This is a genomic window from Rathayibacter sp. AC182, from assembly GCF_979253875.1.
Window position 1 is genome coordinate 200,528 of sequence record NZ_CEEDEK010000003.1, and the last position, 20,561, is coordinate 221,088.

Consider the following 20,561-nt stretch of genomic DNA (forward strand, 5'->3'; position numbering starts at 1 on the left):
GTGCGGGTCGAGCCGGAGGACCTGCTCGGGCCGCTCACGGACGAGCCCTTCGCGACGCTGATCACCCCGAGCATCCAGCTCGGCTTCGGGAACCTCTACCTCGGCATCGCCGAGGGGGTGCTCGCCCGCGCCCGCGAGATCACGGTCGCCCGACCGAACGCCTGGTTCCTCAGCGGGGTCGACCGCTACTCCGAGGACCCCTTCGTGCGACGCCTCTACGGCGAGCTGGTCGCGCACACCGCGGCCGCCGAGGCGCTCGCCGACCGGGTCGCCGTGCTGCACGACGCCGAGATCGCGAAGGGCGACGGAGTGACCGCCGCCTCCCGCGCGGCCCTCGCGATCGAGATCGCCAAGGTGAAGGTCGTGACGAACGACCTCGCCCTGGACGCCGCCTCCCGCGTCTACGAGGCGACAGGCTCGAGCTCGGCCAAGAGCTCCGTGGGCCTGGACCTGTACTGGCGCAACGTCCGCACCCACTCGCTGCACGATCCGGTGGACTACAAGAAGCTCGAGGTCGGAGCGGCGTTCCTCACGGGCGAGGTGCAGCCCCTGTCGCTCTACACCTGACTCCCGCGCCTGCACGTCGTACCGCCCCGTGGGAAGCCCCTCCGGACATCCGCCGTGCGAGCGGCGCCCGCCGGAGCGCGTGCGACCCTGGAAGAGCGGGCAGGGACACGGTTCCCCGCCGCAGAGGGAGACACCCGTGAGACGCATCCACTACGCGGAGGACAGCATCGTCACGGGGGACGAGATCGCCGACGCCGTCCTCGAGTACGCGCGCATGCTCGCGGTCACCTCCACCGCCGACACCGTCGAACTGCCGACCCTGCACCACGACTCCGTGCGGCCCGTGCGCCTGCTGCTCGGACCGGCCAGCCAGATGCTCGTGACCGAGGAGGACACGCGGGCGGACGAGATCGTCGACGACGCTCTCGTGTCCGACCTCCGCGGCCGGGCCGGGCACCTCCAGGCCGTCGCCGGTCTACTCCGACGACGACGTCTCGGTGCCGCTCGTGACGGCCGACGGCGAGCTCTTCTAGGAGCCGGAGGCCGATCCGCCGGCGATCGCCGCCCTCGAGCGCGTCGAGCGCCGGCACCTGCCCGGCGACGAGCTCGGAGCGGGCCTGGTGGATCGGCATCCAGCGCGCGGTCTCGATCTCGGGGTACTCGCGCATCCGGCCGGACCCTCGCGGCCACTCGAGCGCGAACGTGTTGCTCGCCACGAAGCGCACGGAGTCGTCGCCAGGAGCGTCGAAGACCGTGACGATCTTGCCGGAGCCCTGCCGGTACGACCCGAGGAGCCGGTACTCGGCGTCGGGCGGGAGCGCCCCGATCTCCTCCTCGAACTCGCGCTTGGCGGCGTCCAGCGGCGCCTCCTCGACGGTGTGCTGCCCCTTGGGGATCGACCAGGCGCGGGGCCGCCGCCTCCAGAACGGTCCGCCCATGCGCCCGAGGAACACCTCGAGGCCGTCCGCAGTGCCGCGGTGCAGCAGGAGGCCCGCGCTCGTCGGGGCGGTCATCGCGGGCTCCGGTCCATCCCTCCATCCTGCCGTGCCCGCGTGGAAGGATCGAGGGACCGACCACGAGCGCACGGAGTGGACCATGAGCAGCACCGCCGTCCTGCGGGCACTGGGCGAGGCCGTCCCCGAGGCGCTCGTCGTCTCCGGCCCGGAGTTCGAGGCCGTGCACACCGACAAGTCGGGCTTCGTGACGGGGGAGCGGGCGCTCGCCCTGGTGCAGGCGCGCTCGATCGCCGAGGTCCGAGGCCGTGCTGCGGATCGCCACCGAGCACCGCGTGCCGGTCGTCCCCCGTGGTGCGGGGACGGGTCTCGCCGCCGGAGCGGTCGCGAGTGCCGGAGCGATCGTCCTCTCGACCGCCCGGATGGACCGGATCCTCGAGATCTCGCTCGAGGACGAGCTCGCGGTGGTCGAGCCCGGCGTGATCAACCAGGCGCTCTCGGACGCCGTCGCTGCGGACGGGCTGATCTTCTCGCCCGATCCGGCCAGCAAGGCGATCTCGAGCATCGGCGGCAACATCGCCACGAACGCCGGCGGCCTGCTCTGCGCGAAGTATGGGGTGACGCGGGAGGCCGTGCTCGGTCTCGCGGTGGTGCTCCCCGACGGCCGCCTCGTCCGGACCGGTCGGCGCAGCGTCAAGGGCGTCACCGGCTACGACCCTGACCGCGCTGCTCACGGGGTCGGAGGGCACGCTCGGCGTGATCGTCGAGGCCACCGTGCGGCTGCGGCCGATCCCGCAGGGGCCGGTCGTCACCGTCGGCGCCTACTTCCCCAGCGTGGTGGCCGCGGCCGCCGCCTCCGCCGCCGTGACCGCCGCGCGGCTCCGGCCGGCCGTGATGGAGCTGATGGACGAGGCGGCGCTCGCCGCCATCGGCCGGTACACGGGCGTGCCGATGGACCGGGGCGCCGCGTACCTGCTCGTGCAGACCGACGGCGGGGGAGCGCGGGACGAGGCGGAGCGCGTCCTCGCGATCATCGCGGGAGCCGGAGGAGACGCCGAGTCCACCGAGGACCCGGTCGCGGGCGAGGCGCTGCTCGCGGTGCGGCGCGCCTTCCACCCGGCGCTCGAGGCCGAGGGGGAGGTGCTGATCGAGGACGTCTGCGTCCCGCGCTCGGCGCTGCCGGCGATGTTCGCCGCGATCCGGTGCATCGAGGAGCGGACCGGTCTGCGGATCCCGACGGTCGCGCACGCGGGCGACGGCAACCTGCATCCGAACTTCGTCCTGCCGCGCGGGTCCCAGGTCGTCGGCGAGGAGGTCTGGGCGGCGGCCGCCGAGCTCTTCCGCACGGCGGTGGCGCTCGGCGGGACCCTCACGGGGGAGCACGGCGTCGGACTGCTCAAGCGGCGCTGGCTCGAGGAGGAGCTGGGCGAGGACTCCACCGCCCTCCAGCGGGGCATCAAGGCGGTCTTCGATCCGCTCGGGATCATGAACCCCGGCAAGGTCTTCTGAGACGTCAGGCGGGCAGCAGCCCGCCCACCAGGAGTGCGGCCGTGAGGACGAGGGTCGCGGTCGACATCAGCCAGTAGAGGATCGTCTCGCGCCACGAGCCGGCCGAGCCGAGGACCGGCAGGGCCGCGTACCCGCCGGAGGTCCAGAGCCGGCGGATCACCGGGGTGCGGCGGACGAGGCGGGGCGCGCGGATCCGCAGCGGCCAGAGCCAGTTGATGCCCCCGGTGGTGAGGGCGTCGCCCGCGATGTGCACCAGGTAGCCGAGGGTCGCCGCGACCCGCAGCCACGCCCAGCTGCCGTCGGCGAGACCGACGAGCAGCCCGGTGACCACCGCGGCCACCGCCCACGCGAGCGGCCAGGAGCGGGCGGTCGCGGTCGCCTTCGCCGCGAAGGCGAGGGCGGGGAGCGTCAGCACCGCGGCGAGGGAGACCGTGCCCAGCGGCGGCAGCGGGAAGCGGATCGCGGTGAGCACCGGGACGAGGTACCAGACGACCGCGATCGCCAGGAGGGAGTGCATGCCGTGGCGGTGGCCGCCGCTGATGCGGCCGGCGGTCGCGGTGAGGAGGGAGGCGCCCGGAGCCGAGCGGGAGATGGTCGCCCGAGCGTGGTCGGCGTCGGGCGCGAGCGCCCAGCCCGCGGTGACGCCGAGACCCACGAGGCGGATGTCGAGCGGCAGGTCCGAGACTCCGAGCGGCCCCGCGAGGGCCGGGACGCTCGTCGCGACCGACCAGGCGAGTGCGCCGGAGACGGCGTGGGAACGGCCCATCACGGCGGGAGGCACCTCGTCAGCGGATCGGGTGCACGGCGGTGCACGAGAAAACCCCCGGCGCCGCGCTGCTGCACGGGCCGGGGGTGAGGGTGGGCGATACCGGACTCGAACCGATGACCTCTTCCGTGTGAAGGAAGCGCGCTACCAACTGCGCCAATCGCCCAGAGGGACGTCGCGTGGACGACCCGAGAGACGATGTTAGCGGATCCTCGGGCGTCCGACGCACGCGCACGTCGCGCCACGCCCGGGTGAACGGGATGTGACGGGCCGGTTTCCGGCGGAAAGACGGGCGAGCGGCCGATCCGCTCCGGATTCGCGTCCGCTCGATTTGGTTTCTCGAGCAGCCGTCCTATAAAGTCTTCTAGGTCGAGCCGGGCAGCGAAAGCGCCGGGGAGGCGAAGACGGGGACACATCAGGCAAGGTGTGCGACCGGCAAGGCAGCAAGGAACAGCACGGCAGAACAACTGAATACGACCTACATGCGGATGTGGCGCAGCGGTAGCGCATCACCTTGCCAAGGTGAGGGTCGCGAGTTCGAATCTCGTCATCCGCTCGAATATCGGCCTCCGGGCCGATGTTTCTGAGAGGGCCTCCGGGCTCTCCCACCCCGGTCGGCTCGCCTCGCGGGTCGCCGACACCGAACCCAATACACGGTGGATTGGCCGAGAGGCGAGGCAGCGGCCTGCAAAGCCGTATACACGGGTTCGAATCCCGTATCCACCTCGATCGTTCCGACGAACGAGGCGCTCCTCGCGGAGCAACGGGCGATTGGCGCAGCGGTAGCGCGCTTCCCTGACACGGAAGAGGTCACTGGTTCGATCCCAGTATCGCCCACCACCTGGAACCCCGGCCCTTGGCCGGGGTTCCGTCGTTACTCGGTACTCGACACCGGAGGAGCGCCACTGCTCGGCGGGACTCGTTCGACGAGGTTCTGCGCACCCGGCACCCGGGCTACCCTCGGGGACGTGCCTGCTGCGATCCGTCTCGACGAGAGCACGATCCTCCGTCTCGTCGCCCGCGAGGACGGCCCCGCGCTGTCGGCCGCGTACCGCCGCAATCGCCGGCATCTCGCGCCCTGGGAGCCGCTGCGGTCGTCCCGGTTCTTCGAGTCGGGTGGCCAGACCGACGCGATCGCCGACTCCCTCTTCGCGCACCGCTCCGGCAGCGTGCTCCCTCTCGTCCTCGCGCAGGGCGACGCGATCGTCGGCAGGATCACGCTGTCGAACATCCTCCGGGGCGCCTTCGAGAGCGCCGAGATGGGCTACTGGCTCGACGCCGATCTGCAGGGACGCGGGCTGATGACCCGCGCCGTCGGCGAGGCGGTCCGTCTCGCCCGCGACGAGTTGAATCTGCACCGGGTGCAGGCGGGGACGTTGCTTCACAACGTCGCCTCGCAGACCGTGCTCGAGCGCAACGGCTTCGAGCGCATCGGTGTCGCCCGGCGGTACCTGCGCATCGCGGGGGAGTGGCAGGACCACCTCCTCTTCCAGCGCCTGCTCGAGCTCTCGGCCGAGGCGCCTCTGGTGCCGCCCGGGCCGCAGGCCCCTCCGAGCCGCAACGTCTAGGGTGGGCGGCGGCCGCGCGGGCGATCGACCGGCGCACGGACCGAGAGGGACGGCTGGAGCATGACCCGCACCATCGGCGGACGCGAGTTCGACTTCGAGCGGCAGGTCGCCGTGATGGCGGTCGTGAACCGCACCCCCGATTCCTTCTACGACAAGGGCTCGACCTTCGCGCTCGACAGGGCGGTCGCCGCATCGGTGCGCGCGGCCGAGCAGGGCGCCGACTGGGTCGACATCGGCGGGGTGCCCTTCGGGCGCGGGCCCGCGGTGTCGCTGCAGGAGGAGATCGACCGGGTGGTCCCGGTCGTGGCCGGGATCCACGAGCGGAGCGACGTGGTCGTGTCGGTCGACACGACCCGCGCCGAGGTGGCACGGCTGAGCATCGCCGAGGGCGCCTCCGTCGTCAACGACACGAGCGGCCTGCACGATCCGGCGATGCTCGGGACCGTGGCGTCCTCGAGCGCCCAGCTCGTCATCACCCACAGCCTGGGCGAGCCGCGGAGCGAGCCCGTTCGACCCGAGTACGACGACGTCGTCGCCTCGGTGATCGAGCACCTGCGCGAGCGGATGGAGCGGGCACTCGCGGGCGGGATCCCGCGCGAGCGGATCATCGTCGACCCGGGCCACGACCTCAACAAGAACACCCTGCACACGCTCGAGCTCACGCGTCGGCTCGGCGAGGTGGCGGCTCTGGGCCTCCCCGTGCTCGCGGCCGTGTCGAACAAGGACTTCATCGGCGAGACGCTCGACCGGCCGCAGGGGGAGCGGCTGGAGGGCTCTCTCGCCGCCGCCGTGATCTGCATCCTGAACGGAGCGAGGATCGTGCGGATGCACGACGTGCGGCAGGCGGTGGACGCCGTGCGGCTCACCGAAGCGGTGCTCGGCTGGCGGGCGCCCGCCTTCCTCCGTCACAACATCGAGCCCGTCGCATGAGCGCGGCGATCGATCGACTGCTCCCCTCGCCGCTGCGCGCGCTCGACGACGACGCGCTCCTCGCGCTCTACACCGAGGACTCGGCCGACGAGTGGCTGCGGGTCAACTTCGTCTCGAGCATCGACGGAGCAGTCACCCGCGACGGGGTGTCCGGCGCGCTCGGCGGCGAGGCGGACGAGCGGGTCTTCGATCTGCTGCGCCGACTCGCCGACGTGGTGCTCGTCGCGGCCGGCACGGTGCGCACCGAGGGCTACGGGCCGATGGTGCTGGGGGAGGAGTCGGCGCGCGCGCGATCCGCCCAGGGCCGGGAGCCGCATCCGGTGTTCGCGATCGTCTCGGGCTCGCTCGAGCTCGATCCTGCGTCGCGGATCTTCACCGAGGCGCCCGTGCGCCCGATCGTCGTCACCACCGCGGCGTCCCTGTCGCGCAGGCGCTCGGAGCTCGGCGAGGTGGCCGATGTGCTCGTCTGCGGGGAGCAGGCGCTGGACGCCGTGCGGATGAGGGACGCCCTCGCCGACCGCGGCCTCGCCCGCATCCACTGCGAGGGCGGGCCGGGACTGCTCGGACCCTCCTCGCCCACGACGTGGTCGACGAGCTCGACCTGACGATCAGCCCGACGCTGGAGTCGGGCGGCGCCGGGCGCATCGCCCGCGCGGACGCGCCGGAGGCGAGGACGCAGCGCCTCGCGCACGTCCTCGCCTCCGGGGACACCCTCCTGCTGCGCTACCTGCGCGCCCGCTGACGGGGCGCGCAGGTAGCGCAGGCCGCTAGTCCGCCAGGACGAACTGCGGCGACACGCTGCGCGGCGCCAGGCGCTGGAGCTGCGTGACGTGCGACGGGTTCAGCTCCTCGAGGGAGTTGACGCCCAGCAACCGCATGGTGCGGGTGATCTGCTCGGAGAGGATCTCGATCATGCGGTTCACGCCCGCCTCTCCGCCGGCCATGAGGCCGTAGAGGTACGCGCGGCCGACGAGCGTGAATCGGGCGCCGAGCGCCACCGACGCGACGATGTCCGCACCGGACATGATGCCGGTGTCGAGGTGGATCTCCATGCCGGAGGTGCTGCCGGTCCCGACCTCGCGCACCACCTCGGGGAGGAGGTGGAAGGGGATCGGCGCGCGGTCGAGCTGACGGCCGCCGTGGTTCGAGAGCACGATCCCGTCCACGCCCAGTTCTGCGACGCGGCGGGCGTCGTCGACCGTCTGGATGCCCTTGACGACGATCTTCCCGGGCCACTGGTCGCGGATCCACGCCAGGTCCTCGAAGCCGACCGTCGGGTCGAACATGGTGTCCAGCAGCTCGCCGACGGTGCCCGACCAGCGGTCCAGTGACGCGAACGACAGCGGCTCGGTGGTGAGGAAGTCGACCCACCACCACGGGCGCGGCATCGCGTTCACGACGGTGCCCAGGGTGAGCTGCGGCGGGATCGAGAAGCCGTTGCGCTTGTCGCGCAGTCGGGCGCCGGCCACCGGGACGTCGACCGTCACGAGGAGGGTGTCGAAGCCGGACGCGGCGGCCCGGTCGACCAGAGCCATCGACCGGTCGCGGTCCTTCCACATGTAGAGCTGGAACCAGTTGCGCCCGTCGGGGTTGGCGGCCTTCACGTCCTCGATGGCGGTGGTCCCCATCGTGGAGAGCGAGAAGGGGATGCCCCACTTGGCCGCGTTGCGCGCGCCGGCGATCTCGCCCTCGGTCTGCATCATCCGGGTGAAGCCGGTCGGCGCGATGCCGAAGGGGAGCGAGACCGGGGCGCCGAGGACGTCCCAGCCGGTGCTGACCTCCGACACGTCGCGGAGGATCGCCGGGTGGAACTCGATGTCCTCGAACGCCTGGCGCGCGCGGCCGAGCGAGATCTCGGCTTCGGCGGCGCCCTCTGTGTAGTCGAACGCGGCCTTGGGCGTGCGCCGCTTCGCGATGCGCTGCAGATCGTGGATCGTCAGCGCCTTGTCGAGCCGGGCCTTCTTGAGGTCGAGCTCGGGCTTCTTGAACTGCATCAGGGGCGCGAGATCGCGCACCTTCGGGATTCGTCGGTCGACCATGGTCAGTCCTTCTCCGCTTCGCTGGGTGTCAGGTGGGTCTCGGCGTAGTAGCCGGAGATGTGGGCCTCGACGAGCGCGCGGGCGCGGTCGGGGTCGGCGGCCGCGATCGCGGCGACCAGGGCTCGGTGCTCGCTGCGCAGGCGGTCGCGGGTGCGCGGCCAGTCGGGCAGGGTCTGCGCGGCTGCGAGCACGTAGCTCTCGACGGCGTCGCGCAGCCCCGCCGTCATCGCGGCGATGACGGCGTTCCCGGACGCCTCGGCGAGGGAGAGGTGGAACTGCTGATCGAGCGCCAGGAAGGCGTCGTGATCGATCGCGTCCGCGTCCATGGCGTCCAGGAGCTCGCGGCTCTCGCCCAGTGGGATCGACACCGTGCGCGCCAGGTCGTCGACCACGGCCGTCTCCAGGACCAGGCGCGTGCGGACGACGTCCTCGACGGCGAATCCGCTCGCGGCGACCTGGAGTCGCAGGAGGGCGCTCATCCCTCCTGTCGGCCGGGCGACGATGACGGCGCCGGCCGCAGGGCCGGAACCGGCTCGGGTGCGCACGAGCCCCATCACCTCGAGGACGCGGACGGCCTCGCGGACGGACGAGCGGCCGACACCCAGCTCCTGGGCCAGCGCGCGCTCCGCGGGAAGGCGGTCGCCGGGACCCAGAGCACCGGTGAGGAGGAGGCCCTCGACGTGGGCGAGGACGGCCTCCCAAGCGCGCTCGGACCTCGCTCATGGTCGCCTCCTCCTGTGGTCAGACCACACCGTAGCATGTGGTCTGACCACATGTGCGAGGGGCGGTGCCTGAGGCTGGCCGGATGACCGGACCCGACCTCTCGCGGCAGTACTCGCTCGACGGGGTCGTCCTCCCGGCCGTCGTGCGCCGTCTCGGCGGTCCGTCACCGGAGCTCGCGTGGCGGAACCAGGCCGACGGTCTGACGTTCCGCGTGGCATCGGGCTACCTCAAGTGGAACCCGGCGGGCAGCGGTATCGACCTGGAGCGCGAGGCGGTGCGGTTGCGCTGGCTGCAGGGCCGGCATCCGGTGCCCCAGGTGCTCGACGCGGGGGAGGAGGACGGCGGTCAGTGGCTGCTGACCGAGGCCATCGACGGACGCAGCGCCGTCGATCCCCAGTGGATCGCCCGTCCGGAGACCGCGGTGAGAGCCATCGCACGGGGCTTGCGAGCTCTGCACGACGTCCCGGTGCACGAGCTGCCGGACGAGCTGCGGCACGACTCCTGGTTCCACCGCTCGCTGCCCGGCGCGACCGTCCCGGTCCTCGAGGATCCGGTCCCGGTGCACGGCGACGCCTGCGCTCCGAACACGCTCCTCGACGACCGCGGAGAGTGGTGCGGAACGGTCGACGTCGGCGATCTCGGTCTCGGCGACCGCTGGGCCGATCTCGCCGTGGCCGCGATGAGCCTGGGCTGGAACTACGGCGAGGGCTTCGAGGAGCTGCTCCTCGAGGAGTACGGCGCCACCCCGGACGAGGCCCGGAGCGCCTGCTTCCGCGCGCTCTGGAGCGCCGAGTCCTGAGCCGGGCGGCTCACCGGGTCGAGCCGTCCTCGGCGGCCTTCTCCTGCCCGAGCCCTTCTTGTTCTCGGACGCCAGGCGCAGCCAGCGGCCGTCGCGCAGGTCCTGCTCGTGCACCGCGGCCTTCTTGTCGCTCGCAGCGGTGTCGCGCGGCGGGAGCTGGATGGTCTCCTCCGCCTCGATGCCGGCCTGAAGCTCGCGACCTCGCTCGAGCTCGGCGTCGAACTCGGCGCCGAAGAGCAGAGCGATGTTGGTGATCCAGATCCAGAGGAGGAACACGATGACCGCGCCGAGCGAGCCGTAGGTCCGGTCGTAGTTCGAGAAGTTCGCCACGTAGAAGCCGAAGCCGACCGAGGCGACGAGCCAGATCAGCAGGGCGATGATCGAGCCCGCGCCGATCCAGCGGAACTTCGGCTGGCGGATGTTCGGCGCCCAGTAGTAGAGGATCGCCACGATCACGATCGCGATGACGAGGAGCACGGGCCACTTCGCGATGTTCCACACCGTGAGGGCGGCGCCGAGCCCGACCACGTCCCCGACGGCTTCGGCGACCGGTCCGCTGAGCACCAGGATGAGGGCGGCGACGACGATCAGGACGACCGTGGCCACGGTGACGCCGAGCATGGTCGGGCGGAGCTTCCAGAAGGGACGTCCCTCGTCGATCTCGTAGACGCGGTTCATCGCGCGGCCGAACGCCCGACGTAGCCCGAGGCGGACCAGAGGGCGCCGAGGATACCGGTGACGAAGGCGACACCGGCGGCGGGGGAGCTCGGTGAGCGACTCGATCGGGTCGCGCAGCACGTCCACGACCTGCGGGGACGCGAGGTTCCGGATCAGCTCGAGCACGGTGTCGGTGGTCGCCTGGGCCTGGCCGAAGAGCCCCAGCACCGAGACGATCGCCAGCAGCGCAGGGAACAGGGCCAGGACCGCGTAGTACGTGAGCGCCGCGGCGAGATCGGTGCACTGGTCGGCGCCGAACTCGCGCATCGTCTTCTTGAGCACGTAGCCCCACGAGCGCTTCGTCAGATCGCTCAGCTCGTCCGGCTTGCGCGCGTCGTCGGGCTCGGGCGCGGTCTTCTCTCGGGTCGTGCTCTTCTCGGCCATGCCGCCACGCTACGGCGCGCAGCGGGTGCGCGGTGGCCCTTGACGCCGGTGCCCTGCGCTGTCAGGCAGCGCTCAGGCGGGCGGCCGACGCGGTGCGCGTCCCTGCCCTCGCCGCTGCCAGCACTCCGAAGAGGAGGAAGGAGCAGGTCGCGGCGAGGACGAGGAGCAGCGGGGCGTCCCAGCCGCCGCTCGCGTCGTGCGCGACACCGAGGACCGTGGGGGCGGTGGCGGCGACGAGGTAGCCGATCCCCTGGACCGTCGCCGAGAGCCGCGAGGCGTGGGCGTCCGACTGCGACAGCCGCACCACGAGGACGAAGACGACCGTGGAATCCGCCGCCCTGCGCGACGCCGCCGAGAGCGCACCACAGTGCCCACAGATCGGGGGCCAGCAGGAGTCCCGCCGGCACGGTGCACCAGAGGGAGCCGACGAGGGCGATGCTGCCCAGCGGCCGCAGCCGGCGCACCATGAGCGGGACGCCCAGCGCGCCGACGACCGCGGCGAGCTGGAAGACGGAGGAGCTCGCTCCGGCGGTCTCGACCGAGAAGCCGTTGCGGTCGACGAGGAGGCTCGGCAGCCACGCGGTCACGCCGTAGTAGGAGAACGCCTGGCTGGAGAAGCAGATCGCGAGTGCGAGCACCGTGGCGCTCCGCCAGATGCGCGGAGGAGCCTCCGTCCGCCGATCGGGCGCCGGGGTGCGCGGCACGGCCGGACGGCGCGCCTCGGGCCGACGGCGGCGAGCCAGCCGAGCAGCGCGAGCAGAGTGAGGACGAGCCAGACCAGGAGGGCGCCGCGCCAGCCCAGGAGGAGGGCGAGGGGTGCCGTGCCCAGGGACGTGATCGTCGAGCCGATGTTGAGAGCGGCCGTGTAGACGCCCGTGGTCAGATCGACCCGCGCGGCGGAGACGTCCCGGCGGATCACGACGGGCACGACCACGTTGCCGATGGTGATGAAGACGCCGATGAGCACGGTGCCCGCCATGACGGCGACCGTGTCGCCCGACGAGCGGACGATCGTGCCGAGTGCGACACCGAGCACGGTGACCGTCACCGCGGCATCGGGCCTGGCGCGTCGGATGACGAGCAGCGCGAGCGGCGTCGCCAGGGCGAAGCAGAGCACGGGGATGCTCGTCAGGACGCCCGCCTGACCGGAGGAGGCGAGAGGTCGTCGCGGATCGCGTCGATCACGGGCGCGACGGCGACGATCGGCCCGCGCAGGACCAGTGCGACGAGGGCGACGGCGACGACGAAGAGCCAGGGGGCGCTCCGACGCGGCGTCATCGACGCATCGGGGCGGGTGCGGGGCGGCGGCCGCGCACCGCGGTCAGGATCCGAGCTGGGAGAGGAAGCCCCCGAGGTTGACGAGGAAGCCGATGCCGCCGAAGACGATGCCGGCGATGCCCGTCACCAGGCCGGCGGTCGCCATGCCGCGGCCGATGCCCGTGACGGCGGCGGCGGCGCGGCCGCGCACCGAGAACACGATGGCGAGGATGGAGGGGACGAAGAGCGGGTTCACGAGGAGGCTGAGGATCCCCAGCACGAGGCTCGCGATCGCCATCGGGTTCCGGCCGGACGCTGCCGGAGAGGCGTACGGGTTCGTCGCGTACGGGTTCGACGAGTACGTGCTCGAGGCGTACCGGGTTCGCCGCCGTCGAGTCGGACGAGTACGGGTCGGTCGTGCCGGCGCCGTAGGGGGCCGACCCGTACCCGGGTTCCGCCGAGGGCGCCGGGCGGCCGGAGGCGGCGTCGGGCGCGTCCGGCGTGCCGTAGATCGGAGCCGCGGGCGACTGCGGGCCGGCCGGACGGGACCGGTCGGTCCAGGCGGATCCGTCCCAGTAGAGCCTCCGGAGCCGAGATCGGCGGGATGCGGGTACCACCCGGGCGCGGGAGTGCGAGGGGATTCGTCGGACATGGGGGAATTCTAGGGCTCGGCACCCGGGCTCCGGGGCCGAGCCCGCCGGGTCAGTCCTTGGGCTGCTCGATGCCGAGGGCGTTGCCGTCCGGGTCGAGGATCCACGCCGACCAGACGCTGCCGCGATCGGCGACGCCGTTCTCGGTGCGCAGCTCGTCGGTGTCGTAGTCCTCGGGGGTCACGCCGCGCTCGGCGAGGGCGTCGAGCTCGGCGCGCAGGTCCGAGACGCGCCAGGACGCCTTGGTCTGCTCGTCCTTCGAGCCGGTGGTGCTGGCGGTCACGGTCAGGCGGGTCCCGCCGGTGAGGTAGGCGACGGCGGAGTCGCTCTCCTCGATCACCTGGAGGCCGAGCGCATCGGCGTAGAAGGCGCGCGAGGCGGCGAGGTCGGTCGAGAGCAGGACGGGGCCGATCGGGGAGTCGGAGAGCACGGATGCACCTTTCGTCGGGGGAGTCGCTCGGGGCGACGGGTGCTCTCAGCCCACGCCCTCGCTGCAGGGTCGACAAGGGGTTGCGTGCTCGGCTGTCCGGAAGGCGCAGCGGGGCTGCGCAGGGCTCCGTCGGTCGCGCAGGATCGTCCCCGACGCGAGGAGGCGTGATGAACGGACTGGACCGGCACGAGGCGTCCGCACTCGCGGCCCTCACCCGGCTGGTGGCGGAGCTCGTCGAGGACGGAGCGCTCGAGGCGGAGGAGCTAGCGTCTCCTCGCCCGCGCTCTGGCGGCCGAGGAGACGGCGTCGCTCGGACAGGAGCTGGACCGGCTGGCTCGGCGCGTGAGCGCCCTCCGCTGATCCCGCCCTCTGCTGATCCCGCCCTCTGCTGATCCCGCCCTCCGCTGAACCTCAGTCCCGGATGACGGCCCTCTCGGAGAGCGGCCCGAGGAGACCGAGCGCCTCGCCGGGGCCGACGCGGCTGCCCGGCGTGAGCATCCGCATCCGCAGGCCGTCGACGAGAGCGAGTATCAGCTCGACGTGCTGCTCGAGAGGCCCCCGCCGCAGCACTCCCTCCTCAGACAGCACAGCGATCCATCGCGCGGTGCTCTCGCGGCTGCTCGCGGCGACGGCTTCGAGCAGCACCCGGCCCTGATCGGTCGCTCCCACTCCCAGCCCGGCGGCGTGGAGCGCGAACCAGCCGCTCAGGGCCGGAGGAGCGTCCGCCGCGGGCAGGAACTGCCCGGCGCACTCGACGAGGCGCTCCAACGGGTCCAGGCGGCGATCGGCGATCCGGTGGTCCTCGAGGCCGGCGTGGAAGAGCTCGGCGACCACCGCGTCGTGCAGACCCCGCTGGGTGGGGAAGTGGTGGCGCAGCGTGCTGGCGCCGATCCCTGTCTCTCGCGGCGACCGTCCGGACGCTCAGGGCGGCGACGCCGGACTCGGCGATCACCGACCGTGCCGCCTCCAGGATCTGCTCGCGTCGGTCCACCGGTTCGCCCTCTTGTCAGCGCCTCCTCGGGCGTGCACCAACCCGGCACACCGTACCGGCACGGCGTGCCAGGAGGAGACGGCACAGCGTACCAGGCGCTGTTCCGACGGATCGGACGAGTCCGCCGGGGAGGAGCGCCCTCCGGGACCGGTGTACGGGAAACGAAGTCCCGCCGCGGCGCCGCCACTCCCGGCCGTCGTCTTCGCCAGGCTGGACGGGAACCTCGACGGGTGCCGGTGCTCCGGCGCCCGGGATCGGACGCATGGACACGGACAGCAGCGAGCACCCGCTGGCGGTCGACGACGCACTGGCACTGGTCTCGGTCCTCGCCGTGCTGGAGGGCGCGCTCGCCTCGGGCGGACTGCCGTCCGACGTGGAGTCGGTGCTCATCCGCCACCTCGTGCAGAACGACCTGCTGCTCCCCGGTGCCGACCGGGGCGAGCTGCTCGACGCCTTGCGCGGTCTCGACGAGCGCGTGCGCGCCGTCCTCGGCTAGGCGCCGGACGCTCGGCCGCGGGCCGTCGCCCGCGGACGACCCCCGCCCGGCGGGCGGCTAAAGTCGAGGGGCTTGGCGAAGCCCCGAGGAGTGTCCGCGCGTGTCGAACGAACCGTCGAATCCGTCCGAGAACGAGTCCCCCGCGGTGGTGACCGAGGCCGGGACGGGCTTCACGCACTTCTCCGACCGGGCCGTCGTGGCGATCCGCGTCAACGGCGAGTTGAAGGACCTGGCGGCGGACGTCGTCCCCGGAGACCGCATCGAGCCGGTGCTGATCTCCTCGCCCGACGGGCTGAGCATCCTCCGCCACTCCGCCGCGCACGTCCTCGCGCAGGCCGTGCAGCAGAGCAACCCGGAGGCGAAGCTGGGCATCGGCCTGCCCGTCACCGACGGCTTCTACTACGACTTCGACGTCGAGGAGCCCTTCACCCCCGAGGCGATGAAGGCGCTCGAGAAGGCGATGGACCGCATCATCCGCCAGGGCCAGCGCTTCGTGCGGCGCGTGGTGACCGAGGAGGAGGCCCGGAGCGAGCTGTCCGCCGAGCCCTACAAGCTCGAGCTCATCGGCCTCAAGGGCGGGGAGCGGACGAGGAGTCGGTCGAGGTGCCGGCGGCGCCGAGCTCACCATCTACGACAACGTCGACCCGCGCACCGGCGAGACGGTGTGGAAGGACCTCTGCCGCGGTCCCCACCTGCCCAACACCCGCATGATCGGCAACGGCTACGCACTCACCCGCAACGCCGCGGCCTACTGGCGGGGCTCCGAGAAGAACCCGCAGCTGCAGCGCGTCTACGGCACGGCCCTGGCCGACGAAGGACGAGCTCCGTGCGCACCAGGCGCGCCTCGAGGAGGCCGCCCGCCGCGACCACCGCAAGCTCGGCCACGAGCTCGACCTCTTCTCGTTCCCCGACGAGATCGGCTCCGGGCTCGCCGTCTTCCACCCCAAGGGCGGCATCATCCGCTACGAGATCGAGCAGTACATGCGCGAGCAGCTGCTCGCCCACGACTACGAGCTCGTCTACACGCCCCACATCACCAAGGGCGACCTCTTCACCACCAGCGGGCACCTGCGGTGGTACTCCGAGGGCATGTTCCCCCCGATGCACCTCGACGAGCTGCAGGACGAGGACGGGAACGTCACCCGCCAGGGCCAGGACTACTACCTCAAGCCCATGAACTGCCCGTTCCACAACCTCATCTTCCGCTCGCGCGGACGCAGCTACCGCGAGCTGCCGCTGCGCCTGGCCGAGTTCGGCACCGTCTACCGCTACGAGAAGAGCGGGACCCTGCAGGGCCTCACCCGCGTGCGCGGGCTCACCCAGGACGACGCTCACATCTACGTGACGCAGGAGGACGTGGCGGCCGAGCTCACCCGCAACCTCGAGTTCGTCCTGCAGGTGCTGCGCGACTACGGCCTGAACGACTTCTACCTCGAGCTTTCCACCAACGAGGAGGGGAACCCGAAGTTCGTCGGCGCCCCCGAGCAGTGGGAGGCGGCCATCGAGTCCCTCCGCGCTGTCGCGGTGGAGCCGGGCCTCGAGCTGGTCCCCGATCCCGGCGGAGCGGCGTTCTACGGCCCGAAGATCTCGGTGCAGGCGCGCGACGCGATCGGCCGCACCTGGCAGATGTCGACGATCCAGCTCGACTTCAACCAGCCCGAGCGCTTCGAGCTGGAGTACACCGCGTCCGACGGCTCGAAGAAGCGGCCCGTGATGATCCACCGCGCGCTGTTCGGCTCGATCGAGCGCTTCTTCGCGATCCTCACCGAGCACTACGCCGGCGCGTTCCCGGTCTGGCTGTCGCCCGTGCAGGTCGTCGGCATCCCCATCGCCGACGAGTACCTCCCCTACCTCGAGGAGGTCGTCGGCGAGCTCAAGCGATCCGGCGTCCGCGCCGAGATCGACTACTCCAGCGACCGCATGCAGAAGAAGATCCGCAACGCGACCCTGCAGAAGGTCCCGTTCCAGATCATCGTCGGCGAGAAGGACCGCGACGCCGGAGCGGTCAGCTTCCGCTTCCGCGACGGCACGCAGGAGAACGGGATCCCTGTCGCCGACGCCGTGGCGCGCATCCGCGAGGCGATCGCCTCGAAGGCGCAGGTGTGAGCGTGGACGACCTCGTCCCCGAGGGAGCGGAGGGGTCCGCGCACCTCGCGGGCGTCCCCGACGAGTTCCAGCGCCTGTGGACCCCGCACCGCATGGTCTACATCCAGAAGGGGCAGCCCGGGCCCGACGACTGCCCGTTCTGCGTCGCCCCGACTCTGAGCGACGAGGAGGCGCTGATCGTCGCCCGCGGCGAGCACGCCTACGTCCTCCTCAACCTCTTCCCGTACAACTCCGGCCACCTCCTCGTCTGCCCGTACCGCCACATCCCGCTGTACGACGAGGCCACCCCGGAAGAAGTGGCCGAGATCGGCTCCCTCACGCAGACGGCGATGCGGGTGATCCGCGAGGTGTCGAACAACGACGGCTTCAACCTCGGGATGAACCAGGGCGCGGTCGCCGAGGCCGGGATCGCCGCGCATCTGCACCAGCACGTGGTGCCGCGCTGGGCGACGGACGCGAACTTCTTCCCGATCATCGCGCGCACGAAGGCGCTGCCGCAGCTCCTCGGCGACGTCCGCGCCAGCATCGCCGCCGCCTGGCCGACGGCGTGAGCAGGGTCCGCGCAGGCGGACCTCGGTAGACTCGACGGCGCTGTCGGCTGGAGACAGAGCCCAGCCGTCGGCTGGAGACAGAGCAGAGAAACAGGACCCGCGATCATGACCGACACCCCCACTCCTCCTCCTCCGCTGCCTCGGAGCAGTTCGGCTCGAGCCGCGTCAAGCGCGGTCTCGCCGAGATGCTCAAGGGCGGCGTGATCATGGACGTCGTCACCGCCGAGCAGGCCCGCATCGCCGAGGACGCCGGCGCCGTGGCCGTCATGGCGCTCGAGCGCGTCCCCGCCGACATCCGCTCGCAGGGCGGCGTCGCGCGGATGAGCGACCCCGACCTCATCGACGCGATCGTCTCCTCCGTGTCGATCCCCGTCATGGCGAAGGCCCGCATCGGCCACTTCGTCGAGGCGCAGGTGCTGTCGGAGCTCGGTGTCGACTACATCGACGAGTCCGAGGTCCTCTCGCCGGCCGACTACGTGAACCACATCGACAAGTGGAAGTTCACCGTCCCCTTCGTCTGCGGAGCGACGAACCTGGGCGAGGCGCTGCGCCGCATCACCGAGGGCGCCGCGATGATCCGCTCGAAGGGCGAGGCCGGCACCGGCGACGTCTCCGAGGCCACCAAGCACATCCGCACCATCTCGGCCGAGGTGAACCGCCTGAAGGCGATGACCAAGGACGAGCTGTACGTCGCGGCCAAGGAGCTGCAGGCCCCCTACGACCTCGTCGCCGAGATCGCGCAGACCGGCAAGCTGCCGGTCGTGCTGTTCACGGCGGGTGGCGTGGCGACTCCGGCCGACGCGGCGCTCATGATGCAGCTCGGCGCCGACGGCGTCTTCGTCGGCTCCGGCATCTTCAAGTCGGGCGACCCGGCCAAGCGCGCCGCGGCGATCGTCAAGGCGACCACCTTCTACGACGACGCGAAGGTCATCGCGGAGGCGTCCCGCGGACTCGGCGAGGCGATGGTCGGCATCAACGTGTCCGACGTCCCCGCGCCGCACCGCCTCTCCGAGCGTGGCTGGTAGCACTGGGCCCCGCGTCGCGGGGGAGGAGAGACCCGCGAGTCCCTCGAGGGGCTCCGGGTCGGCGTCCTCGCCCTCCAGGGCGACTTCCGCGAGCACGCGAAACGTGCTGCGCGAGCTCGGCGCGGAGGTGGTGCTCGTGCGCCGTCCCGCCGAGCTGGCCTCCGTCGCCGGGCTCGTCATCCCCGGCGGCGAGTCGACGGTCATGGACAAGCTCTCGCGCCTCTTCGGACTCGCGGAGCCGATCGGCGAGGCGATCGAGGCGGGCCTGCCCGTCTACGGCACCTGCGCCGGGCTGATCATGCTCGCCGACCGGGTGCTGGACCGCATCGACGGGCAGCACAGCTTCGGCGGGCTCGACGTGACCGTGCGCCGCAACGCGTTCGGCAACCAGCTCGACTCCTTCGAGACCGACCTCGACGTGCCCGCGATCGGCGACCCTCCGGTGCACGCGGTGTTCATCCGGGCGCCCATCGTGGAGGAGCTGGGAGAGCGGGGCGACCGCTCTCGCCGCGGTCGCCGACGGCCGGGTCGTCGCGGTCGAGCAGGGGAACCTGCTCGGCACGTCGTTCCACCCCGAGATCACGGGCGACTACCGCTTCCACGAGCTGTTCCTGCGGAAGGTCGCGGCCACGCGCTACGGAGCCTGACCCGGGACTCCGCCAGGGGTGGCCCCTGTCGGTGGTGACCGGCACAGTGGACGCATGCCCGAACTCCCCGAAGTGCAGGCCCTCGCCCGCGATCTCGACGAGCGCCTCGGAGGACACGTCCTCGAGCGGCTCGACGTCTTCGCGATCTCGGCGCTCAAGACGGTGGCGATCCCGCCGTCCTCCCTCTCCGGGCAGCCGATCCACGGCGTCCAGCGGCACGGCAAGTTCCTCGACCTCTCGATCGGCGACGTGCACGTGCTGCTCCACCTCGCCCGGGCGGGCTGGGTGCGCTGGCGTCCCGAGCGCCCCACGGCGCCGGTGAAGCCGGGCCGCGGGCCGCTCGCCGCGCGCCTGATCCTCGAGGACGGCTCCGGGATCGACGTGACCGAGGCCGGCACCAAGAAGAGCCTCGCCCTGTCGATCGTCGCCGATCCGCGCGACGTCGACCGGGTCGCGCGACTGGGCCCCGATCCGCTCGACCCCGCCTTCACGCGCGAGATCCTCGGCGCGATCCTCGCGACCGCCGGCCGTGCGCAGCTCAAGGGCGTCCTCCGCGATCAGTCGCGCATCGCCGGCATCGGCAACGCCTACTCCGACGAGATCCTGCACGTCGCGCGCATGTCGCCGTTCAAGCCGGCGACCCTCTCGCCCGAGGAGCTCGACCGCCTCTACTCCGCGCTGCGGTACACGCTCGATGAGGCGCTCGGCCGAGCCGAGGGACTGCACGCCGCCGACCTCAAGAAGGAGAAGAAGCTCGGCATGCGCGTGCACGGCCGCACCGGCGAGCCCTGCCCGGTCTGCGGGGACACCGTCCGCCAGGTGATCTTCGCGGACTCCACCCTCCAGTACTGCCCCACCTGCCAGACGGGCGGGAAGCCCCTCGCGGACCGTGTCCTCTCGCGACTGATCAAATAGCGGGCCGGTCCCCGCCCGGCCCGCCGCGGTCGGCTTCTCGGCGTGGACGCGCAGGTGGAGCGTCCTGCGTCCGCCTACGGCGATCCGCTCGCACGCGGATCACCTGTTCGGCTCGGAGGTGGGCGGCGATCCGGTTACCGCGGATCCGAGAACGCGCGCGTGCTGGTCGAGTGCGCGTGTGCAGAGCGGCGGGGCCGCATCGCGTCTGGGCGTTGGGGGCTCCGGCTGGTCGCCGTCGGCCTGCTGACCGAGCGCGTGAGACGACTTCTCGGGGAGAAGCTGTCTGGACGACCACGGGTTCCGCGAGGACGGCGGTGCGGTCTGCGATGATGCCTGATCGTTCGTGAGAACCTCGGCCAGGACGGCTCGTCGGCCACGATGGCGTCTGCGCCCGTTCCTGACTGCCGTTGTGCGTCACTCCACAGAACGTCCGGCTCGGGCGGCGTCGGGGTCCCCGGGTGCACGTCAGAAGTGAGGCTCCGTGACGCGATCGGGCGATTCGCGCTCGGATCCGCGCGCTCAGCCTTCGTTCCGCTTGCTGAGTGGTCCGCAACCGAGGTCGGGAACCGTCCGGACGCCTCGAGCGGACTCCGCGAGC

The 20,561-nt window shown here is 72.0% G+C and carries 21 protein-coding genes, 4 tRNA genes and 5 pseudogenes; 17 read left to right on the forward strand and 13 right to left on the reverse strand.

Features of this window, described 5'->3' with window-relative positions:
- Positions 1 to 567 (forward strand): acyl-CoA dehydrogenase family protein, encoded by a 567-nt coding sequence (locus AC0CII_RS03935; protein ID WP_465229035.1) that lies wholly within the window; start codon positions 1 to 3, stop codon positions 565 to 567.
- Between the two features lie 224 nt (positions 568 to 791).
- Here the strand turns inward: AC0CII_RS03935 and AC0CII_RS03940 are convergent, their stop codons facing one another.
- A complete protein-coding gene (locus AC0CII_RS03940; RefSeq protein WP_465228721.1) occupies positions 792 to 1,520 on the reverse strand; it encodes an NUDIX hydrolase in 729 nt (242 codons plus the stop codon).
- A gap of 82 nt (positions 1,521 to 1,602) precedes the next feature.
- On the opposite strand from AC0CII_RS03940, the pseudogene AC0CII_RS03945 reads away from it, so the two are divergent.
- A pseudogene (locus AC0CII_RS03945) lies at positions 1,603 to 2,969 on the forward strand (FAD-binding oxidoreductase).
- Between the two features lie 4 nt (positions 2,970 to 2,973).
- Here the strand turns inward: AC0CII_RS03945 and AC0CII_RS03950 are convergent.
- Together AC0CII_RS03950 and AC0CII_RS03955 are read right to left on the reverse strand one after the other, a co-directional pair.
- Entirely contained in the window at positions 2,974 to 3,735 is a 762-nt protein-coding gene (locus AC0CII_RS03950) for a metal-dependent hydrolase (RefSeq protein WP_465229036.1), read from the reverse strand.
- Positions 3,736 to 3,828: 93 nt separating this feature from the next.
- Positions 3,829 to 3,901 (reverse strand) — tRNA-Val (locus AC0CII_RS03955).
- A 318-nt stretch (positions 3,902 to 4,219) separates the two neighbouring features.
- On the opposite strand from AC0CII_RS03955, the gene AC0CII_RS03960 reads away from it, so the two are divergent.
- From AC0CII_RS03960 to AC0CII_RS03990, 7 genes are all read left to right on the forward strand, one after another.
- Positions 4,220 to 4,291: transfer RNA gene (locus AC0CII_RS03960), tRNA-Gly, on the forward strand.
- Positions 4,292 to 4,390: 99 nt separating this feature from the next.
- Positions 4,391 to 4,461 (forward strand) — tRNA-Cys (locus tag AC0CII_RS03965).
- Between the two features lie 39 nt (positions 4,462 to 4,500).
- Positions 4,501 to 4,575, forward strand: a tRNA-Val gene (locus AC0CII_RS03970).
- Positions 4,576 to 4,703: 128 nt separating this feature from the next.
- Positions 4,704 to 5,303, forward strand: coding sequence for a GNAT family N-acetyltransferase (locus AC0CII_RS03975; RefSeq protein ID WP_207404989.1), 600 nt, complete (start codon positions 4,704 to 4,706; stop codon positions 5,301 to 5,303).
- A gap of 60 nt (positions 5,304 to 5,363) precedes the next feature.
- Positions 5,364 to 6,233 (forward strand): dihydropteroate synthase, encoded by an 870-nt coding sequence (gene folP / locus AC0CII_RS03980; protein WP_465225940.1) that lies wholly within the window; start codon positions 5,364 to 5,366, stop codon positions 6,231 to 6,233.
- Positions 6,230 to 6,838 carry a dihydrofolate reductase family protein gene (locus AC0CII_RS03985; protein ID WP_465228722.1) on the forward strand — a complete coding sequence of 203 codons (609 nt, stop codon included), beginning with the start codon at positions 6,230 to 6,232 and terminating at the stop codon, positions 6,836 to 6,838. Before folP ends, AC0CII_RS03985 begins: the two co-directional genes overlap by 4 nt.
- The gene (locus tag AC0CII_RS03990; protein WP_465228723.1) at positions 6,817 to 6,975 is read left to right on the forward strand and encodes a hypothetical protein; all 159 of its coding nucleotides are present in this window, start codon (positions 6,817 to 6,819) and stop codon (positions 6,973 to 6,975) included. The genes AC0CII_RS03985 and AC0CII_RS03990 overlap by 22 nt, the downstream gene beginning before the upstream one ends.
- A 25-nt stretch (positions 6,976 to 7,000) precedes the next feature.
- Here AC0CII_RS03990 and AC0CII_RS03995 read toward each other — a convergent pair whose 3' ends face one another.
- From AC0CII_RS03995 to AC0CII_RS04005, 3 genes and pseudogenes are all read right to left on the reverse strand, one after another.
- Positions 7,001 to 8,272, reverse strand: a complete 1,272-nt coding sequence (locus AC0CII_RS03995) for an alpha-hydroxy acid oxidase (protein WP_465225938.1) — start codon at positions 8,270 to 8,272, stop codon at positions 7,001 to 7,003.
- A gap of 2 nt (positions 8,273 to 8,274) precedes the next feature.
- Positions 8,275 to 8,751 (reverse strand): FadR/GntR family transcriptional regulator, encoded by a 477-nt coding sequence (locus AC0CII_RS04000; protein ID WP_465228724.1) that lies wholly within the window; start codon positions 8,749 to 8,751, stop codon positions 8,275 to 8,277.
- Positions 8,752 to 8,805: 54 nt separating this feature from the next.
- A pseudogene (locus AC0CII_RS04005) lies at positions 8,806 to 8,955 on the reverse strand (FadR/GntR family transcriptional regulator); the annotation flags it as partial.
- Positions 8,956 to 9,077: 122 nt separating this feature from the next.
- Here AC0CII_RS04005 and AC0CII_RS04010 point away from each other — a divergent pair.
- On the forward strand, positions 9,078 to 9,794 hold the full coding sequence (locus AC0CII_RS04010) for a phosphotransferase (RefSeq protein ID WP_465229037.1): 717 nt from the start codon (positions 9,078 to 9,080) through the stop codon (positions 9,792 to 9,794).
- Between the two features lie 261 nt (positions 9,795 to 10,055).
- On the opposite strand, the pseudogene AC0CII_RS04015 reads toward AC0CII_RS04010, so the two are convergent.
- From AC0CII_RS04015 to AC0CII_RS04040, 6 genes and pseudogenes are all read right to left on the reverse strand, one after another.
- Positions 10,056 to 10,895, reverse strand: a pseudogene (locus AC0CII_RS04015) (YihY/virulence factor BrkB family protein); the annotation flags it as partial.
- The gene (locus tag AC0CII_RS04020) at positions 10,823 to 11,551 is read right to left on the reverse strand and encodes a hypothetical protein (RefSeq protein WP_465229038.1); all 729 of its coding nucleotides are present in this window, start codon (positions 11,549 to 11,551) and stop codon (positions 10,823 to 10,825) included. The gene AC0CII_RS04020 and the pseudogene AC0CII_RS04015, both read right to left, overlap by 73 nt.
- Entirely contained in the window at positions 11,479 to 12,012 is a 534-nt protein-coding gene (locus AC0CII_RS04025) for a hypothetical protein (RefSeq protein WP_465228725.1), read from the reverse strand. The genes AC0CII_RS04020 and AC0CII_RS04025 overlap by 73 nt, the downstream gene beginning before the upstream one ends.
- A gap of 11 nt (positions 12,013 to 12,023) precedes the next feature.
- Positions 12,024 to 12,173, reverse strand: coding sequence for a hypothetical protein (locus tag AC0CII_RS04030; RefSeq protein WP_465228726.1), 150 nt, complete (start codon positions 12,171 to 12,173; stop codon positions 12,024 to 12,026).
- Between the two features lie 43 nt (positions 12,174 to 12,216).
- Positions 12,217 to 12,450, reverse strand: coding sequence for a DUF4190 domain-containing protein (locus AC0CII_RS04035; protein ID WP_465228727.1), 234 nt, complete (start codon positions 12,448 to 12,450; stop codon positions 12,217 to 12,219).
- 404 nt (positions 12,451 to 12,854) lie between these two features.
- Positions 12,855 to 13,232 carry a VOC family protein gene (locus tag AC0CII_RS04040; RefSeq protein ID WP_465225932.1) on the reverse strand — a complete coding sequence of 126 codons (378 nt, stop codon included), beginning with the start codon at positions 13,230 to 13,232 and terminating at the stop codon, positions 12,855 to 12,857.
- A gap of 164 nt (positions 13,233 to 13,396) precedes the next feature.
- Between AC0CII_RS04040 and AC0CII_RS04045 the strand changes: the two genes are divergently transcribed.
- Positions 13,397 to 13,624: a hypothetical protein gene (locus AC0CII_RS04045; protein WP_465228728.1), complete on the forward strand. Its 228-nt coding sequence runs from the start codon at positions 13,397 to 13,399 to the stop codon at positions 13,622 to 13,624.
- A gap of 19 nt (positions 13,625 to 13,643) precedes the next feature.
- Here AC0CII_RS04045 and AC0CII_RS04050 read toward each other — a convergent pair whose 3' ends face one another.
- Positions 13,644 to 14,066, reverse strand: coding sequence for a hypothetical protein (locus AC0CII_RS04050; RefSeq protein WP_465228729.1), 423 nt, complete (start codon positions 14,064 to 14,066; stop codon positions 13,644 to 13,646).
- A gap of 419 nt (positions 14,067 to 14,485) precedes the next feature.
- Here AC0CII_RS04050 and AC0CII_RS04055 point away from each other — a divergent pair, with 419 nt between their 5' ends.
- From AC0CII_RS04055 to AC0CII_RS04080, 6 genes and pseudogenes are all read left to right on the forward strand, one after another.
- Positions 14,486 to 14,719, forward strand: coding sequence for a hypothetical protein (locus AC0CII_RS04055; RefSeq protein ID WP_207404965.1), 234 nt, complete (start codon positions 14,486 to 14,488; stop codon positions 14,717 to 14,719).
- 148 nt (positions 14,720 to 14,867) lie between these two features.
- Positions 14,868 to 16,825: pseudogene (gene thrS, locus AC0CII_RS04060) on the forward strand (threonine--tRNA ligase).
- Between the two features lie 2 nt (positions 16,826 to 16,827).
- A complete protein-coding gene (locus tag AC0CII_RS04065) occupies positions 16,828 to 17,376 on the forward strand; it encodes an HIT family protein (protein ID WP_465229039.1) in 549 nt (182 codons plus the stop codon).
- Between the two features lie 71 nt (positions 17,377 to 17,447).
- Entirely contained in the window at positions 17,448 to 18,401 is a 954-nt protein-coding gene (pdxS, locus tag AC0CII_RS04070) for a pyridoxal 5'-phosphate synthase lyase subunit PdxS (protein WP_465229040.1), read from the forward strand.
- A gap of 48 nt (positions 18,402 to 18,449) precedes the next feature.
- Positions 18,450 to 19,048: pseudogene (gene pdxT, locus AC0CII_RS04075) on the forward strand (pyridoxal 5'-phosphate synthase glutaminase subunit PdxT); the annotation flags it as partial.
- A 54-nt stretch (positions 19,049 to 19,102) separates the two neighbouring features.
- On the forward strand, positions 19,103 to 19,963 hold the full coding sequence (locus AC0CII_RS04080; RefSeq protein ID WP_465225929.1) for an Fpg/Nei family DNA glycosylase: 861 nt from the start codon (positions 19,103 to 19,105) through the stop codon (positions 19,961 to 19,963).
- The last annotated feature ends 598 nt before the right edge of the window (positions 19,964 to 20,561 follow it).